The organism is Photobacterium damselae (assembly GCF_003026815.1).
In the GTDB taxonomy this organism is placed as follows: domain Bacteria; phylum Pseudomonadota; class Gammaproteobacteria; order Enterobacterales; family Vibrionaceae; genus Photobacterium; species Photobacterium damselae.
Window position 1 is genome coordinate 1 of the sequence record NZ_PYOG01000018.1, and the last position, 17,990, is coordinate 17,990.

General features: G+C 34.3%; 15 protein-coding genes and 1 pseudogene. 4 read left to right on the top strand and 12 right to left on the bottom strand.

The window, feature by feature from the left end; genetic code table 11:
* Nucleotides 1-252 precede the first annotated feature (252 nt).
* The 12 genes and pseudogenes from CTN07_RS23260 to CTN07_RS14815 all read right to left on the bottom strand — a co-directional run bounded on the left by CTN07_RS23260 (nt 253) and on the right by CTN07_RS14815 (nt 13,090).
* Entirely contained in the window at nt 253-804 is a 552-nt protein-coding gene (locus tag CTN07_RS23260; RefSeq protein WP_036763418.1) for a DapH/DapD/GlmU-related protein, read from the bottom strand.
* Entirely contained in the window at nt 797-2,059 is a 1,263-nt protein-coding gene (locus CTN07_RS14765) for a glycosyltransferase family protein (RefSeq protein ID WP_036763416.1), read from the bottom strand. The genes CTN07_RS23260 and CTN07_RS14765 overlap by 8 nt, the downstream gene beginning before the upstream one ends.
* Nucleotides 2,056-2,895, bottom strand: a complete 840-nt coding sequence (locus CTN07_RS14770) for a glycosyltransferase family protein (protein WP_005298197.1) — start codon at nt 2,893-2,895, stop codon at nt 2,056-2,058. The genes CTN07_RS14765 and CTN07_RS14770 overlap by 4 nt, the downstream gene beginning before the upstream one ends.
* Nucleotides 2,885-3,892: an EpsG family protein gene (locus tag CTN07_RS14775; RefSeq protein ID WP_005298195.1), complete on the bottom strand. Its 1,008-nt coding sequence runs from the start codon at nt 3,890-3,892 to the stop codon at nt 2,885-2,887. Before CTN07_RS14775 ends, CTN07_RS14770 begins: the two co-directional genes overlap by 11 nt.
* A 2-nt stretch (nt 3,893-3,894) precedes the next feature.
* Complete coding sequence (locus CTN07_RS14780; protein WP_005298193.1) at nt 3,895-4,710, bottom strand: glycosyltransferase; 816 nt, start codon at nt 4,708-4,710, stop codon at nt 3,895-3,897.
* 18 nt (nt 4,711-4,728) lie between these two features.
* The gene (locus CTN07_RS14785) at nt 4,729-5,706 is read right to left on the bottom strand and encodes a glycosyltransferase family 2 protein (protein ID WP_005298191.1); all 978 of its coding nucleotides are present in this window, start codon (nt 5,704-5,706) and stop codon (nt 4,729-4,731) included.
* A gap of 10 nt (nt 5,707-5,716) precedes the next feature.
* On the bottom strand, nt 5,717-7,180 hold the full coding sequence (locus tag CTN07_RS14790) for a lipopolysaccharide biosynthesis protein (RefSeq protein ID WP_005298189.1): 1,464 nt from the start codon (nt 7,178-7,180) through the stop codon (nt 5,717-5,719).
* Between the two features lie 72 nt (nt 7,181-7,252).
* A pseudogene (locus CTN07_RS23090) lies at nt 7,253-7,369 on the bottom strand (dTDP-glucose 4,6-dehydratase); the annotation flags it as partial.
* 51 nt (nt 7,370-7,420) lie between these two features.
* A complete protein-coding gene (gene wecA / locus CTN07_RS14800; protein ID WP_005298187.1) occupies nt 7,421-8,503 on the bottom strand; it encodes a UDP-N-acetylglucosamine--undecaprenyl-phosphate N-acetylglucosaminephosphotransferase in 1,083 nt (360 codons plus the stop codon).
* Nucleotides 8,504-8,760: 257 nt separating this feature from the next.
* Nucleotides 8,761-10,932, bottom strand: coding sequence for a polysaccharide biosynthesis tyrosine autokinase (locus CTN07_RS14805; protein WP_036763415.1), 2,172 nt, complete (start codon nt 10,930-10,932; stop codon nt 8,761-8,763).
* 374 nt (nt 10,933-11,306) lie between these two features.
* Nucleotides 11,307-11,747, bottom strand: a complete 441-nt coding sequence (locus CTN07_RS14810; RefSeq protein WP_036763409.1) for an arsenate reductase/protein-tyrosine-phosphatase family protein — start codon at nt 11,745-11,747, stop codon at nt 11,307-11,309.
* Nucleotides 11,748-11,935: 188 nt separating this feature from the next.
* Nucleotides 11,936-13,090 carry a polysaccharide export protein gene (locus tag CTN07_RS14815; RefSeq protein WP_036763407.1) on the bottom strand — a complete coding sequence of 385 codons (1,155 nt, stop codon included), beginning with the start codon at nt 13,088-13,090 and terminating at the stop codon, nt 11,936-11,938.
* Nucleotides 13,091-13,658: 568 nt separating this feature from the next.
* Here CTN07_RS14815 and yjbE point away from each other — a divergent pair.
* The 4 genes from yjbE (at nt 13,659) to CTN07_RS14835 (ending at nt 17,764) form a co-directional block, all read left to right on the top strand.
* Entirely contained in the window at nt 13,659-13,886 is a 228-nt protein-coding gene (yjbE, locus tag CTN07_RS14820) for an exopolysaccharide production protein YjbE (protein WP_005298179.1), read from the top strand.
* Between the two features lie 128 nt (nt 13,887-14,014).
* Complete coding sequence (locus tag CTN07_RS14825; protein ID WP_005298177.1) at nt 14,015-14,716, top strand: YjbF family lipoprotein; 702 nt, start codon at nt 14,015-14,017, stop codon at nt 14,714-14,716.
* A 16-nt stretch (nt 14,717-14,732) separates the two neighbouring features.
* Complete coding sequence (locus CTN07_RS14830) at nt 14,733-15,551, top strand: capsule biosynthesis GfcC family protein (protein ID WP_005298175.1); 819 nt, start codon at nt 14,733-14,735, stop codon at nt 15,549-15,551.
* On the top strand, nt 15,551-17,764 hold the full coding sequence (locus tag CTN07_RS14835; protein WP_005298173.1) for a YjbH domain-containing protein: 2,214 nt from the start codon (nt 15,551-15,553) through the stop codon (nt 17,762-17,764). Before CTN07_RS14830 ends, CTN07_RS14835 begins: the two co-directional genes overlap by 1 nt.
* Nucleotides 17,765-17,990: the final 226 nt, after the last annotated feature.

Sequence of the window (17,990 nt, forward strand, 5' to 3'; positions counted from 1 at the left end):
TATATATTGAATCAAAAATATTGCTCTTATCTGATTTTGTTTTTAGAAAATTAAAATAATTGAATAAACCCAATAAAATTAGAAACTAACTTTTCTTCAAGTAAAAATATATTTTCCCGAGGTTACTATATAATAAACTTTCAATAATAATATTTTTATAATAACCACATCTTTTAAATTAATAATTTTCCACTCTAAGAGTACTAATTAATTTTATATAATCATACAAAACAATTGATATAAAACTCTCATTTACCGATTCCTAACTTTAATTATTTTTGCCGGTGCACCGGCAATAACCACACCTGATGGAAAACTTTTAGTTACAACACTATTAGCTCCAACTACACAATCATCACCAAGTTTGACACCTTTGAGAATAGATACATTCTCACCAATCCAACAACGGTCACCAATTAAAACAATCTTTTCAGAAAGATCCCAGTTTATAGGATATAATTCATCACAATTAAAATCATGATCATGATCTGTTATATAAACCTTTGATGCGATTAAACAGTTATTTCCAATTGTTATGTTTTTAGAACAGGCTATATGACAAAAATCATTCATCTGTACACCATATCCAATATTCAAAACTCCAGAACTGAACACATCAATTCTATTCCCAATACCTGTAGTTAAATTTTCACAACCTATAATTTCACCACAAAGACGAATTCTTATTGGGAGTCTAAGAAGTCTAGCTTTTTTAAAGAAAATTTTTGTATAGATTATAGATATAATTATTCTTATAATATCTATTAAACCATAACCTTTATACCTAAAAAGTTGACTATTCATTAATTATTTTTTCCAAAATATTTGTTGAGCTCTGCCTACTCAAGCTATAGATAAAATTGTTATCTTTTTTAATTTTAAAGTTATTTAAATCCAAATCGTCGAAAATCTTTTCATAATCAGGATCAACTAAAATAGGAGCTAATAATAATCCACTTTGTCTTAAAATTTTTGCAGCATCTGAATATGGATCTAGCTCAGCAATAATAGGTCGACCAGAAGCAATATACTCATATATTTTAGTTGGAATTAATCCTCGGCTTGACCAAGTATTAAATACAACACTTTCAGAAACAAAATTAATTTCTGAACTTTTCATTATCCTAATACATTCATCATAAGACTTAGGCCCATGAAGTATAACTTTATCAGATAAAGAGCTAGACCTATTAACAATATCTTCAATTAAACTACAGCTTCCATAAAAATTTATTTTTATATTTTTCTTTGTCTTTTCTAAAAAATCCATTAATGTTCTTGGTATCCTTAATGGATGTTCAATACTACCAAAATAACTCAAATTAATAATACGATCCGATTTAATAGTTATAGGAACATCTTTTTCAAACATATTTAAATCAAATCCGTTTCTTATTAGAATCGTATTATCATTAAATTCCTTATAATAATTTAACCAAGATTCAGACACCGTAGTTACCACATCAGCAGAACGACAAATATACTTATCAATAAAAGTCTCTAACCAACAAAACTTTGATGAAAACATATAATTATTTGAAAATGGGTCCCTATAATCAATAATCAATTTAGATTGGCTTCTTTTTGAAAGAAAAATAGCAAATATATGACTTACCCATGGAGGAGAAGTGCTAATTACAACTGAATTTCTAAAAATTTCATTAATAATTTCTTTATCACCTCCAAATTTAATTTTTACCATTTGAAAAATAATAGGAATGATACGGAAATCTAAAACTTGACCAAAAATAGGATTAATATATTTACGCTTAATTTTTTTTAACTTTGATACAAAATTAGTTTCCTGAACGACTAAGTTATTGTTATCTCTATCTACTTCAACAAATGGAACTTTATTTATTTTAAAATATCCATACTCATAAACATTAACTCTTTTATCAATAAAATGGTATAACTTCTCTGATTGTTTTTTGCTAGTTGTTACAACAGTAACCTTATATCCTAAGCCAGAAAAATAATTAACCCAAAATGACACACGTCGAACCCCTACGTGTTCTTCAGGTGGAAAGTAATTACAGACAAATACAATTGAATTCATGATATTTTTTTCCTTGGATGATATCCATTTAAATAACATTTTAAGAAATCTAAAATCAATCTTAACTCATAGTTAAATAATAGGGATAACGTATGTTTAAATACTGATTTAATAATTTTAATTGACGGATAATACTTCAATTGTAATGACAAGTCATAACCACGCTCAATAAATCTAAATTTTTTTCTTTTATCTGATTCTGGTTCATACTTTGACAAAGAATGATATATCTCACCAGATATATTAATCGATTTAATATCTATATCATTCAATCGATAAAAAAATGTACTATCAACTCCATATAAATAAAAATTTTCATCAAATACTGAACCGTATTTTTTAATCATTAATTCGACGACTTTATCTGATATACACAAACCAGAACCAATTGATATTAAACTTTTAGTTTCATTTAAAACACTATTATTATTTACAATCTTTCCTTTATATCTTGGATATCTTATACATTCACCAGCAATAATAAGAGGAAGTGATATCTCGTTCTTAGATAATAAAAGTTTTGTTATAAAATCCACTTTAAAAGTTGAATCATCATCTAATATGAGAAACTTTTCAGCTGGGTATTTATCGATAAACTTATTATACAAAATAGCCAACCCCTCATTATATAATGTTTCTTCAAAAAAAATCTCTTTATATCTTTCAGCTTCATCCAGAATAGAAACAGGGCCATTATTCCAAATTACTACATTTAAACCTTTATCTACTAAAGAAAGACTGTTTATAATCGATTGGAAAGAAGAACTTTCCTCTAATTTTTTGTTATAAATTACTATTAAAATAGAGATTTCTTTTAATTTTTGATTACATTCCATATGGTAAATACCCAGAACTAGTATAAATAATTCTTAAATAATTAAGAATATATAATCCACCAATTATCACAAATATATAAGATGGAATTCTACGTTTTGATAAGACAATCATAGGCGATAGAGATAAACATATAGCTATAATTTTAAGAACTCGAAGCATACCTATCGAAAGTGATGCAAAGGAAAATAAAATATATAGTAATATTATTATCACTACTATATCTCGTAATATTTCTTTATGAGTTGTCCTATTAAAAACACTGCCAACTAATAATAAACTGCCAATAACAAAAATATCTGATAGACCGCTAAATAAAGATCTCGTATAAAGTGTTTTATATGCCTCTACTTTATCAGCAATCCTTGGGAAAATATTAATTATATATTCCCAAAAGAATATACCTATCCCAAATAATACAATATAAATTGATAATTTTATAACACCATTTATATTTAATTCAATTTTTACTTTTTTAAAAAACACATGAAAAAAAATTAAAATGATCGTCGAAACGTGACTTAAAAATGCAAGCAACCTCAACTTATAAGAATTATTTTCGTAACATACAGAAGTCACAAATAAAAAATAACACATTGATGCTCTTAGTGTATTTGTTAATCCATCAATTAACAAAAAAACGCCAAAAGTTAATAAAAAAGGTCTACTTATAGAATACCTTTTTGTGATAAATATAAATAATGTACAAAGTAAAATAGAATATAATAAATTAAAAATGATTACATTATTCTCATCAAATAATTTAGCTATATACATTAGACAAGATATAAGTGGTTCAGAACTAATATTAAAACTATTAAAGTAATCAGATAAATTATGAAATCTATATATATAATTCTCGGTATCAGGACCTGATTCACCTCTATATGTAGAAAAAACAACTAATGGAATCATTAACAAAGCTCTAATACTTACAGGCAAACGTATAGCGAGTAATATAATATAAGCCCAAAAAACAGCCAAAGAATAATAAATCATAATTAAGCATATTTCTTTATAATATTACTTTCACTTGAATTACAACCAATATATTTAGATAAACATAATCTTTTCAAATGAATGAATATAGGTTTTTTTATTAGTTTTCTATTTTTACTTTCAAATGATAATTTCTCCCACTGCTCACAATCAACAAATTTATATCCGCTTTTTTCTCTACTAAAAATTGAAGGTTCGTATGAAAATGTTTTTCCATATATCTCAGTACCAGTAAAACTAATCACATCTATTCCACGATTTAGCATTGTTCGAATTTCTTCAATACCACTCAAAGTAAAAATACAATGAGCATCACACTTCATTAAATAATCACAGCTCCCTTTAGAAAATGAATATTCATAAAATTTCGATAATGAGCCTGCTGGATTTTTTTCTATTCTATTAATATACCCGTTTCCAGCAATCTCAACTTTTTGTTTATAACTATATATCTTAATTTCAACTATATTTTTTAATTCTTCTTTCAATCTTTTACAAATAGATAAAGTAGAATCATTTGAATCGTTATCTATTATAATAATTTCACTAGCTAACGGGACTATAGATAAAATTGATGATTCAATATACTCCTGACAATTTTTAACTCTATATATTGCAGAAACCGATGGATATAATTCTTTTGATGACTGTAAATAATCTAATTTATTAGATATCTTATTATCAAATGATAATCGTTCCAAATCACCACTGATACCCTCTATCTCAAATAATAATTTATTATATTCGTGACTTCTAATTGTCCTACTAAAAATAAAATATCTAATTTTAAAAAAAATTTCTTTAATTTTACGAATCAAAACAAACCACCATCATAACTAAAACTTAAATAGCTTAATTTTTTTTGTATACAAATCATCAAAATGATATCTTATTGTTTCATCTTCCTTATAAATCACTTTTTCCTTTATTTTAAAATCTGTATGACCATGCCAACCCAATACTTCCTGTTCTTCCTTTACTCTTTCTGCTCTTTTTGGTGAATATTTACTTTTAGCATGTTCTATTGAACGAATACTATAATGAAATCTAGGTAAGCGTAGAGGAAAAATTTTTCTACCCTTGAAAAATACATTATGCCCACCACTAGATACTAGATCAACTTTATCATCACCTTGCAACCAAATCTTATTTTGAATTATATATGACGGAATATCTGAAATTCTATAGTTTTTAAAATGACTAATAGGATTTCCAATAGTAAAATCATCATTTAGTGGTACAAAGTCTAACATTCTCAATGAAACGCAATTAAACCCTTCTTGTTCAACAAAAGATAAAAAATCTCCCAATTGAATACCTTTAATTGGGGGGATAGTATATTCATCACTATCCTGATGAATTATCCATCTTCCTTTATGATGTAATGCAATATTCGTTTTTAAATCTAACATAGCTCTCCACATAAAATTAGATGTTGGACCTTCAAAAGGATAATGGAACGCTGTGATTTTTTTAGGATACTTTTTGCGAAGTTCTTCAATAATTGTCCAGGTACCATCACTTGACCAATTGTCTATTATTATCTGTTCTAAACCAGCTTCCATATTTTTAAGAATTATTGATTCTATAATGTCGTGATCATTAAATGTTGTCATAATTAAAAGAGGAGGATACTTTAAAGAACACTTCTTAGAATTAATTTCTTTTCTTGCCACCTCTAATATTTCTATATTTTTTTTATCAGAATTAGATATAGAATTAATTGTATTTTTTACTATATTTTTAATCCCTACTAAAAATGGAAAACTAATAAAAAGCTTATATGCCTTAACTTTTATTGATTGTAATTTCATCTACACTACCCTATAATTTTTTAAAAAGATCTTTTATTAACACCCTAAAATCTCTAACCGATAGAAAAACAACCGTGATAAGTAACATCATCAGTATTGAATTTGAAAATAATGAAATATAATTCAAGCTAAAATCACTCAAAAAACTGAAATTAATAACAAACAATATGAAAGATAGCACAATTAAATATTTCAATATACTTTTTAAATATAAATTAAATTTAACTTTTAAAACTTTACTATAAAAAACCCATGGTTTCATTATTATAATAAATATGATATTGGTAAAAACAGTTGAAAAAATAACTCCATTAATACCATAGTGTTTAACAAGTAATAGCGAAAGTATTAGATTAATAAAACCTTCCATAACTGGTAAATGTATGTCATTGTAATATCCACTTACCTCCTTAAATATATCAATTGTGCGTCTAAATATATTTATAAATAAATTTACAGACATTAATAATAAAGTTGATGATTGTAATATATATTCATTCCCCATCCACAATTGAACAATGAAACCAATAGTATAATATGTAACAAATGCAATTATTGCTGCTATATATATATTTACAACTAGAAGACCATTAAAATAAAATAAAATTTTATTCTCATCACACGATGCAACAATCTTGCCAATTTTGGGTCTTATTACATTCACTATACTATTAAATATGAGTTCTATAAATTTAGTTATCATTAAATAACTAGAGTATATAGCAACAATTTTCAATCCTATGAATTTTGTAATTATTATAAAGTCAGTATTAAAAATAAGTACGCCAGCTAAATTATGTATAAATAAATACTTTGTTTTTTCTATAACAGAATAATCTTTCTCCCCTCCCTTTTCATACTTATCTCCATATATATTATTGTAAATCACTTTAAATGTAATCCATTCCAACAAATTAAATAAAACAAAAATAGCAACAAATAAATAAAAGGATTCGAATACAATCAATGTATATATTTGAAGTATTTGAACAGTAGTTTTAATTAAATTTCTAATAATAAGAACTGTTTGATATCGCTGATCAGATGTAAGTATTATTGGATAATCAGAATAGAAGTAGGTAATAGATATCCCTACAACATATAGAGACCAGACAACAAATATCTCAATTGAAATATCATTAATTATATATGGTAGTAAAAAGTTGAATAATAAACCCAATATTAAAATGCCAAAACCTATTCGTCGATAAAAATATCTAACTGTAAGTAATACACCATTTATTTTAATTATATTGTTTTCGTTTAAATATCTATATAATGTAGCACTTGCTGCAGCACCAACCCCCAACTCAGCCAGATTCAGATATGCAAGTAGCTGAGTAAACAGCCTAAGAATACCAAGATTTTCCTGTCCTAAAGAATCACTAAATACTTTATTTATAAAAAATGCTAATATCCCAGTTATTAATGTAAATATTATACTAAATAAGACACTATTACGAAAATTACCCATTACTTTATTCACAATTTGATTTTGAAAAAATATTTAAAGTTAAGCCATTTAAATATTTATCAGAAAGAATTATGATTCTAAATTGACGGCATAAGTTAATTTGTCTACATTAATTATTATAATATGACGAACAACAGCCGTACCAATAAAACCAGCACCACTACTAACGAAAATTTTTACGAAGAACAATCCTTTAATTTCAATCCTCGATATAATGGGGAAGTATGTAAATTAATTGTATTATTGATGTGCTTCTTGAGTTGCTATTTGACGACCAAACAACTTATTAACCCAAGTTGTAATGCGCCAAATATAGCTAATTGCCATAATATAAACAGCAAACAAAATTAAGAAGGCAATAAACATAGTCGACTCTGGCACACCACTTAAATCAGCCCAAATTCCTATGCCGGCGCAAATACTTGCCATAAAGCAAATAACGAATAAGGTCATTAGTGGTGATAAACCAATACGCTGACAAATATGATGTAAATGTTCACGATCGGGTTTAAATGGTGAATGGCCTTTACGGATACGACGAATCATAATGGTTGCCATATCCATTAGTGGAATCGCAATCAACCATAGCGCTGTAACTGGTTTAAACGCTATTACTTCAGGTTCTTGAGTACCACGGATCAGCATCCATACTACAGAAAAACCGATAAACATACTGCCTGCATCACCCATAAATACTTTAAAACGGCGGCCCAGAGGGAAACCTAAGTTAAGCATAATATAAGGAATCAAAGCAGTAACGATTAACAAGCAAACGGTCGCTAAATAGCTGTTGCCGCTAATGTAGAATACAGTACCAAGAGCAGTAAAAGTTACTGAAGCTAAACCACCAAGTAACCCATCAATACCATCAACCATATTAAAAGCATTGATTGCACCGATAACGGCAATAATAGTAATAATGCTGCCAGCGATCTCACCCAGAGCAATGGTCTCACTGCCCATCAAATAACCAAAGTTATGTAAACTGTGCTGACCAATTAAGATCATAGCAAGTGAGATACCTGCTTGAACCACTAAACGAATTTTGAAACTGATATCAAAATAATCGTCTAAGGCACCTAAAACAATTAAAATGGCAGCACAAGAAAGGTATAACTGTAAGCTAGGTACCATTGGGAGGAAAAGAGTAAAGCCTACCAATAAGGATAAATAAACTGATATGCCCCCTACTAGAGGGATAACGCCTTGATGTAGCTTGCGAGCATTCGGCTTATCCACTAAACCAATTTTTTTCGCCACTTTACGCATAATAAATAATGTGGCGAAAGACATTATAAACACAAATAAATAAGCATTATTCATATAGTAGCCAACATATACATGAGATTTCGAGTTTCGAGTTTCGAGTTTCGAGTAGGATTAAATAATTTAAAAGAAGAGATTCAAGATAACTAAATAACTATTGATATAACCTATTTTTTAATTTTAAGCTTGATTCGTTGTTTAGATACAAAAATGCTACTTACAAAGTTAAACTCTATAAGTAGCAATATAATCAATTATGAGTACCTGAAATATACATCTCGGCACTCGTAATCACGAAACTCGCTAACTACAACTTACTTCTTATCACTCTCATACGCATAGTTATAATAACCATAACCGTATTGTCCATAGTGACTACTTGCTTTACGAACGACCGCATTAAGAATAAAGCCTTTAATCTCAATACCATTTTGTTCAAAGCGTTGTTTAGTCACTTCAATCTCTTTAATTGCGTTCTGACCAAAGCGTCCAACAAGCAGTGTTGTACCCGCATGAGCACCAACAATTGCCGCATCGGTTACAGCAAGAATTGGTGGAGTATCAACCACAACCATATCGTAATTAGCCGATGCCCAATCTAATAACTCTTTCATGCGAGGGTGCATAAGAAGCTCTGATGGGTTTGGCGGCACATCACCACGGCCGATATAGTCTAGGTTTTCAACACCCGGTTGTTTGATGATTTCATTAATGCTTTTCTGACCGCAAAGGAAATCGGATAGGCCCGGCTTATGAGATACCGACATTTGGCGTTCCATTCGACCTTTACGCATATCTGCATCGATAACCAGTACACGTTGACCCGCTTTCGCGATTACTGCCGCCATATTAGCAGAGACAAAGGACTTACCAATGCCTGGACTTGGACCAGAAATCATCAGAATATTGTTCTTCGCTTCCATCATAGCAAAGTGCAAACTGGTACGAAGACTACGCAACGCTTCAACAGAAAGATCGGCAGGGTTTGATACTGCCAATAAGGTATCTTGAACTGTCAGTTGCTTTTTGCTCTTCTGTTTTTTCTCTAATTCTGACTGCCAATCAGACATAGGAATTGAAGCGTAAACAGGAAGACCAATCGCTTCAATCTCATCAGGGTTTTCAACCCCTTTGTGGAATGCAGCACGTAAAAGCGCAATACCAACCGCTAACATACCGCCTAGTAATGTCGCTAATACGACGATAAGCGATTTCTTAGGCTTAACCGCAATGCTCGCTGCTTGTGCTTTATCTAGAATACGAACGTTACCAACAGTACTAGCTTTAACAATACTCAGTTCTTGTACTTTGTTAAGTAGTTGCACATAAATTTGCTGGTTCACTTCCACATCACGCATTAAACGCAGAATTTCACGTTGCGTCTTCGGTAACTTCTCAACACGCTTACTTAAACGCGCTTTCTCTGCCAATAATGTTTTACGTTTATCAAGCAGTGAAATATAAGCTGGGTGCTCTTTAGTAAAGCGTTGTGAAATATCACTTTCTTTAAACGTCAGTTCGTTAAGTTGAGCCTCTACCCCTACCATAGTATCTAGTGCCGCTTTGGCTTCTAAGTTTAAGTCCACCGACTCATTGGCTTGGCGGTAACGGTTTAACTTATCTTCTGCTGCCATTAATTGAGATTTGATATCTGGCAGATGCTGTTTTAAGAACGCTAAACTGTTTTCTGCTTCAGCAGAGTTGCGCTCTACGTTCTGAAGAAAATAGTTTTGGCTAATATCATTTAAGATAGCCGTAATATCTGCTTTATTAGGGCCGGTTAGAGATAGCTGAAGAATACCCGTTTGCTTACCACGTTCAGAAACTGCAAGATTACGCTGTAGATTCTGAATTGCATCCAAACGACTAATTTTGCTTACTGTAAAGCTATCACCATTTTGTGCATTTAAGTCAGTCACAAACAAACGGTAATCACCTTGTTCAGCTAACTCACCCACTTTGCCCTTTAGTACTTCTTTACCTTCGCTATCAGTTAAGGTGTAAGTACCTTGTTTGGCATCATCAACAGTAAGAGTAAACGATTTTGGCTCAACATAATCTGGTACGATAAAGCGAGAGATATGAGCTGCAATTGATTCGCCTTGTAAACGCGCAAGACCTGCACCAATCACAGGCATGTAATCTGGTGTAACTACCGTAGTTAAATTTAATTTATCAACGGTTTTACCTAATACCATGCGAGATTTGATAATCTCAATTTCTGTGGTCGCGGTAGAGTCAGAAGAAAACATCTCTGACATTTCGCCACCTAGCATGGCAGACATGCCCGAGCTTTTGGATTCAACTTGAATTAAGGCATCGGTTTTATAGATTGGTGTCGCTAGCATCGCATAAGCAATACCAATAACCGCAAAAATGAAGGTAATTAAAATGATATTCCAGCGGTTATCAACCAAAATACCAAACAGTTTCCCCAGATCGATTTCATCTGAGGCTTGGCTCGTGGGATTATTTGTAGCGCTCATAAGGGTCCAAAAAGTAATTAAATTTGGTATAAAACATATTGTCATTCCAGAAGCGAGTAGCGAACTATCCGGAACCTCATAACAACGTACTGCAACTCTATCTATTCAAAATACGCTACAACACGCTTTAGAAGATCACCTATCTCGTTCGTTTCACTCTCTGTAGGGGATGACAGATTCAAGGGCTCTGTCATTCCGGAAGTGAGGCACGAACTATCCGGAATCTCATAACAACGTACTGCAACTCTATATATTCAAAATACGCTACAACACGTTTTAGAAGATCCCCTATCTCGTTCGTTTCACTCTCTGTAGGGGATGACAAACACAAAGGCTCTGTCATTCTAATGGCAATATCTAATAAATATTTCAGCTTATAACTTCTTCGCCCAAGCTTCCGCCGCTTGATCAATCAAGGTATATGCATGATCAAAAGCTTCTTTACTTAAACGGTAAGGATCGGGAATGTCCTGCTGACCAATCCATTGACCAAATAGCATGGTTTTACCACGAGCTTCTGGAGCAATATTGGTTACCGCTTCTATATGACCCTTCTCCATCACTAAAATAAGATCATAATCGCGTGCAAGTTCGCTAGTTAACTGCTGAGCTTGATGGCCTTCTAATGAGTAGCCATGTTCTTCGGCTACCGCAGCCGCCATTTTGTCAGCAGGTTTACCAGAAAGACCACTTTTAGCCGTGCCGACACCAGCAGAGCGTACGGTTTTGTTCGGTATTTTACTTTGTAAGATGCGTTCACCAGTTGGCGAACGACAAATGTTGCCGACACAGACAACGAGGATGTTATTAAACATAAGAATACATTTAGGTAGTGAAATTGATACTAAAGTAGCGAGTAGCGAGTAGCGAGTAGCGAGTAGCGAGTAGCGAGTAGCGAGTAGCGAGTAGCGAAATTTTCAATATCGAGCATTTTATTGCAACGACTTATTTTTAATCGCTTGTTACTCGATACGAGAAACTCGCTATCTCGCAATTCGAAAACTTACAACGCCCTTAAATCCGTAAAGCGGTTCACACCTTCCGTCAACTCATTAAAGCCAGAAATAGTTGGCATCAACTGACGTACAACACGGTTCCATTTAGCAATTGGCGCGGCAGTCACATACACCACATCGTAGGGTTCTAATTCGAACTCAGTACCAATCACTAATGCTGCGGCATCTTTAATATTAAGTTGGTAAATGTTAGCAATTGACTCATCTTGATTCATATTGCCTTTGCTATCGCGATTAGCACGAATAACAAATACCCCAGTTGCATCAGCTTCAAGTTCATTAATGCCACCAACTGAGCTCAATGCTTCGGTTAGGCTCATACCAGCACGATCAATTTTCAACAACTGCGGCTTGTTCACTTCACCCATCACAAACACTTTTTGTGCATCATTGCGAGGAACATGAATGATATCGCCATCTTGCATTAAGCGGTTTTGAGTTAAATCACCACGTTGCATTAATGCGTACAGAGAAACGGTTTGGTCTTTACCATCGCGGGTAATAGTGACATGACGCCAATCTGCATCTTCAGCTAAGCCGCCAGCTTTATTGACCGCATCTAATAGAGTTAGAGGAATATTAGAGATAGGTTGTTGGCCTGGATTTTTAACTTCACCAGTAACGTAAGCTTTTTGAGAGCGGAACGCAGCAACGTTAACATCAACTTGAGGGCTTTCAATGTAAGCAGCTAAACGGCGAGCAATTTCACTGCGCACTTCCATAACGGTTTTGCCTACTACTTTTACCGAGCCAATGTATGGGTAAAAGATAGTACCATCAGCCTGAACCCAATTACCCGCTTCAGAAGCACTACGGTAAGAGCCAGCAGGAATGGTCAGTTCAGGATGATCCCAAATAGTAATATTTAAGATATCACCAGGACCAATACGATATTCATAACCTGCAATTTTAGCATCTAACGCAGGATTATTTTGAGCATTCACTTTTTTCTGACGAAATTTTGCCACATTATCCGCATACAGAGGATAAACATTCACTAAGTCAGAAATGTCCGTTTGCTGAGTGGCTGAAGTATTAATCACTTTTTTGCCATCTACACTCAAATTTGAGCCAGGCATAGTACAACCTACCAGCATGGTCGAGGCCAATGCAGTAATGAGTAGTTTTTTTGAAAATTCCATGTTGTCGATTCGAGATGAGTAGATAGATGAAAGCGTGAAAAACGAAGAGACACGCAACTAGGTGCATTTGGAATTTAGATACGCTACCGCCCAGAGGTTAGATAGCGCCCCCAATGCTAGAAATGTTGGCAGGCGAAACATCCGTATTGATGTGGACAGTTCCTTTGCCATAAATTGTCGCTCAGTCATCATGTCCATTTGTATGGTTAACCATTCCAATAGGTTAGCTGGATCACAATCACTGTAAAAATTTTGCAGGCATTCTACTTAATTCCTAAATAAAAATAAATAAAATTCTACGCTCAACTATTCATATATATTTAGATATAAATGATCGACAACTTATTGTTTTTATAAAAACACTTCGTTGTATGAATAAAAACGGATTATGCATAGCAGCCCTTACATCAGTTTTTGAGATCAAGATCACAATATCAGTTTTTATATTTATCACAGCATAGAATTTCATATCCTGATTCGAACAATATTTCGTATAGTACAAATATGTGTAACTCACTAAGAGAGTTGATTTTCTGCTCTCTTTTTCCTATTTAGTAAAGGATATATCATGAAAAAAACAGCTATCGTTGCTATTGCTGCACTATTTGCTTCATCTGCATTCGCTGCAACTGAAACTGCAGGTACAGCAGCAGGTACAGCAGGTGCAACAACTGCAGCCGCTGGTGCAACAACTGCAGTTGTAGTCGGTGCAGCAACAGCAGTAGCCGCAATCGCAGCCGCTTCTTCTGATTCAAATGACACTATTTCAAACACAACAGTAACTGCTAACAAGTAATTATTGTGGTATTTGCATAACTATTATTGTTTTTTACTCAGGCAATAATAGAATCTTTAACCGCACTCTCGCTAAGAAGTGCGGTTATTTTGTTTTATCGATTAATTTTTCTGGCAATTTGGATGCTTATGAACGTTAACAAATTGGTTCTGCCTGTTGCACTACTGCTATTAAGTGGATGTAGTCAACGCGCAAATGATGCCAACGATACTGTAAAGCTGGCAATGTTTGGCACCCCAGATGTGGTAAAAACAGCCCAAGAAATTAAACAATTACCTTATGCCAGCACCTATGTTCGCATTGGTGATCATAGCCAAATTTTTATGGTTCTTGCATTAGCAGAAACCAAATATCTTCCCGCTTCACGCCAACTAACAACGAATATTGCTAATCCTTTACAATTAAAATGGATGTCGAGCGACAACGGTATGTTGGTGACAGAAAATGGCCGCATTGTAAAAACGCTAAATTTACAAGATGGCAATCTACTCTCTAGCGACAGTAAACAAACCGATCCCCTGCTATTAGGCTTACAAAAATCCACGACGCCACTCACTTGGCAACGAACGATTAGTTGGCAACCAGGCTATCATATGGGTTATCACCTATCTTCGACTTTTCATAATGATGGCATACAGTTAGTTGATATTAATGGCCAACAAGTGAAAGCATTACAGTTTTCAGAAACGGTTAAAGTCAAAGAGCTAGATCGCAGTTATCAAAATACTTTTTGGTTAGACCCGATTAATGGCAAGGTCATCAAAAGTCAGCAATATCCAGCTCCTAGCATGCCTCTTATCACCATGACCATTTTAAAACCTTTTGCGTAACTTAAGAGAGTCAATAATGAATATCACCAAAAACCCTCTATCTTCGTTATGCAAAATAGCCGTTCTTGTTGCGCTAATTACATCAAACAATGTATTGGCAAAGACAGAGACTAGCCCTACCGATAATCCATCACAGCAAGCGGCCCTTGCAGTTGAACTGCTCACCAGTAACAGTAATACCCCCATCACTTTGAACTATTCTTCACCAGTAAGATTAGATCACGTTATTCATGATGGTTGGCAGCAATTTACCATTCAGCATCCCAATCAGATGCCTTACTGGTTAGGTAGTGATTTGGTTGAATTGCGTTCACCAAAAAATAAAACTTATACTTTGTCGCTGCTCAACACTCTGGCGCTTGATCAAGACAACCCTTATGCATTACGTCAAAGTGCAAAACATTTAAGTGCTTGGCTAAATCAAAATGTGGTACATCGCCGTTTATGGCAGAACCTTGATTATGACTTTGTTCGTTTAAACATTGCCAATAATCCACAGTTACAAGGATCTTACCAGCTTGTACTGCCAACAACACCGAATAAGGTATTGGTTTTAGGAGCCGTTGCCACTCCAACAGAAGTGATGTGGCAACCGCGAATCTCAGCGGCTGAACTGCTGACTCAGGTTAATGTGATTGATGAACACAATCGTAGCCAAATTTCGGTTATTCAGCCAGATGGTCAAATAGAGACCCACTCCATCGCATATTGGAACCAAAACCATAAAGATATCGCCCCAGGTGCAACTCTCTATGTTCACTATGAGCAAGCCTTTGACCTTCACCGAGATCTCAACCAATTTGTAATTCAATTGCTACAAAATAGGACGCTGTAATGACACTCTCTTCCCGCTTAACTGCTGGCTCTATGATGCGTCCGGCTTTTGCTTTATCCACCATTACAGTGGCATTGCTATCTAGCTTTACCGCCCAAGCTGATAATTTTAGTTATCCAGAACTGAAACACTCACAAAGTGACTTCGGTGGTGTAGGTCTATTACAGATGCCTACTTCGCGTATGAATCCTGAAGGTGAGTTTACCTTTGGTACTACCTATAACGACGATTACCATCACTACTGGGTATCACTTCAGCTATTTCCTTGGCTTGAAACCACCATTCGCTATACCCAAGTACAAGATATGCTCTACAGCGGCGATGAAGGGTTTAGTGGTAACACCAAATATACCGATAAAGGGATCGACTTTAAGCTTCGTCTATTAAATGAAAGTTATTGGTTGCCTGAAGTCTCAGTTGGTGTTCGCGATTTTGGTGGTACTGGTCTATTTGATGGTGAGTTTATTGCGGCTAACAAACAATTTGGTCCATTAGATTTCACATTAGGTATGGGTTGGAGCTACATAGGTCAGCGTGGCAATATCACCAACCCATTTTGTAAGGTCAGTGATTCGTTCTGTCAGCGCCTTTCTGACTATAAAGGTAATGGTGGCAGTTTTGATACAGGTCGTTGGTTTAAAGGCCCAGCCTCTATTTATGGCGGTGTGGAATACCAAACCCCATTAGCACCACTGCGCCTAAAACTGGAATACGATGGCAACGACTATAGCCAAGATTTCCCAGTTACTCGCGGTGGCAAGTCTATGACACAAGCAACACCGTGGAACTTTGGCGCACATTATCAGTTAACCGATTGGGCTGATGCAAAGCTAAGTTATGAACGCGGTAATACGCTAACACTGGGCTTGAGCTTAAATACCAACTTTAATGATCTTAAAGATAGCTGGTTAGACGAACCGGAACCCAAAGCCAATACAAGTCAAAATCCAAAGCAATTAACCAAAGAAGAGTGGAATACATTAGCTCAACAGATCGAATCGGTATCAGGTTATCAAGATCCTGCAATTTATCAGTCTGATTCGGTTATTACCGTTGTTGCGGAGCAGAAAAAATACCGCAACCGTGATGAAGCACATCAACGTATCACAACCTTGCTAGCAAATTCTGCCCCTACTGTGGATGAATATCGAATTATTGAGACCAAAAATCGTCAGCCAGTGATTGAAAATATCTATGAGCACGATGATGTCGTGACCGTTGCTAACAATTTAGATATTCATAAAGACATTGCCAATATTACTCAAGTGGCTACACCAGGAAAAGTGGTTGGTAAGTCTGTTGCAGATAGCCAAGAGAACTGGGATTTTGGTTTATCGCCAGTTTTACAACAATCTTTTGGCGCCTCAGAAGGCTTCTATCTATTTAATATCGGGGTTAATGCCTCTGCTAACTACTGGTTTAATGACAACCTTCAATTAGGTGGCTCGGTTTACGTTAATATTTACGATACTTATGACAAGTTTAAATATGAAACGCCACCAGATGGTACCGATAACATTCGTGTTCGAACTTTAATTCGTCAGTATGTTAACGATAATCCCGTGTATGCAAATAACTTGCAGCTGACTTGGATGGATAAATTTGCCAATAACTGGTACGCCCAAGCTTATGGTGGTTATCTAGAAATGATGTATGGCGGTGTTGGTGGTGAGGTGTTATATCGCCCTATGAATTCCAACTGGGCATTTGGTGCTGATCTTAACTACGTAAAACAGCGCGATCCTAATTCACAATTTGGTTTCTATACCAAAGAAGTTCAGTACGATGAACACTTAGGCCGCAATTACCGAGTTCAGACAGGTACTGCTGTCGGTAATATCACTGCTTATTACCAGCCTCAGTGGCAATGGCTAGAAAACACTCTATTTAAAGTCAGTGCAGGTCGTTATCTGGCGGAAGATGTCGGTGTGACCATTGATTTCTCGAAGCAATTTGATAGCGGTATTATCGCCGGTGCATTTGCAACCATTACAGATATGTCAACCGAAGAGTATGGTGAAGGCAGTTATACCAAAGGTTTCTATATTTCGATTCCGTTTGATTTAATGACAGTTCGACCAAGCACAGAGCGTGCAAGTATTTCTTGGATGCCTCTAACTCGTGATGGTGGTCAAATGCTAAATCGTAAATACTCACTTTATGGTTTAACCGATGCACGCTCACCATGGTATGAACGAGCACCATTAAATTAATCATAATTTGTGCTGTATTTATGCCATAGCATTACTGAAAGAGTCGCTGATTGTACTCGGGGAGAGCCTAGATATATAACGTTATATATAAGTCTCGATTATCGATTGCGACTCTATCGTATACTAAACACTTTGTTATTTTATTACCAATAACATACCAAATAAGCATACAGTATATCTATTCAGATTTTTCCGAGTAGATATATGCTAAACTATCGGTTTATTG

Bases quoted from the DNA above. Each gene is read 5' to 3' on its own strand.
- CTN07_RS14805 (WP_036763415.1), bottom strand. From the start codon at position 10,932: ATGAGCGCTACAAATAATCCCACGAGCCAAGCCTCAGATGAAATCGAT.
- CTN07_RS14810 (WP_036763409.1), bottom strand. From the start codon at position 11,747: ATGTTTAATAACATCCTCGTTGTCTGTGTCGGCAACATTTGTCGTTCG.
- yjbE (WP_005298179.1), top strand. From the start codon at position 13,659: ATGAAAAAAACAGCTATCGTTGCTATTGCTGCACTATTTGCTTCATCT.
- CTN07_RS14835 (WP_005298173.1), top strand. From the start codon at position 15,551: ATGACACTCTCTTCCCGCTTAACTGCTGGCTCTATGATGCGTCCGGCT.
- CTN07_RS14790 (WP_005298189.1), bottom strand. From the start codon at position 7,180: ATGGGTAATTTTCGTAATAGTGTCTTATTTAGTATAATATTTACATTA.
- CTN07_RS23260 (WP_036763418.1), bottom strand. From the start codon at position 804: ATGAATAGTCAACTTTTTAGGTATAAAGGTTATGGTTTAATAGATATT.
- wecA (WP_005298187.1), bottom strand. From the start codon at position 8,503: ATGAATAATGCTTATTTATTTGTGTTTATAATGTCTTTCGCCACATTA.
- CTN07_RS14785 (WP_005298191.1), bottom strand. From the start codon at position 5,706: ATGAAATTACAATCAATAAAAGTTAAGGCATATAAGCTTTTTATTAGT.
- CTN07_RS14830 (WP_005298175.1), top strand. From the start codon at position 14,733: ATGAATATCACCAAAAACCCTCTATCTTCGTTATGCAAAATAGCCGTT.
- CTN07_RS14770 (WP_005298197.1), bottom strand. From the start codon at position 2,895: ATGGAATGTAATCAAAAATTAAAAGAAATCTCTATTTTAATAGTAATT.
- CTN07_RS14815 (WP_036763407.1), bottom strand. From the start codon at position 13,090: ATGGAATTTTCAAAAAAACTACTCATTACTGCATTGGCCTCGACCATG.
- CTN07_RS14775 (WP_005298195.1), bottom strand. From the start codon at position 3,892: ATGATTTATTATTCTTTGGCTGTTTTTTGGGCTTATATTATATTACTC.
- CTN07_RS14765 (WP_036763416.1), bottom strand. From the start codon at position 2,059: ATGAATTCAATTGTATTTGTCTGTAATTACTTTCCACCTGAAGAACAC.
- CTN07_RS14825 (WP_005298177.1), top strand. From the start codon at position 14,015: ATGAACGTTAACAAATTGGTTCTGCCTGTTGCACTACTGCTATTAAGT.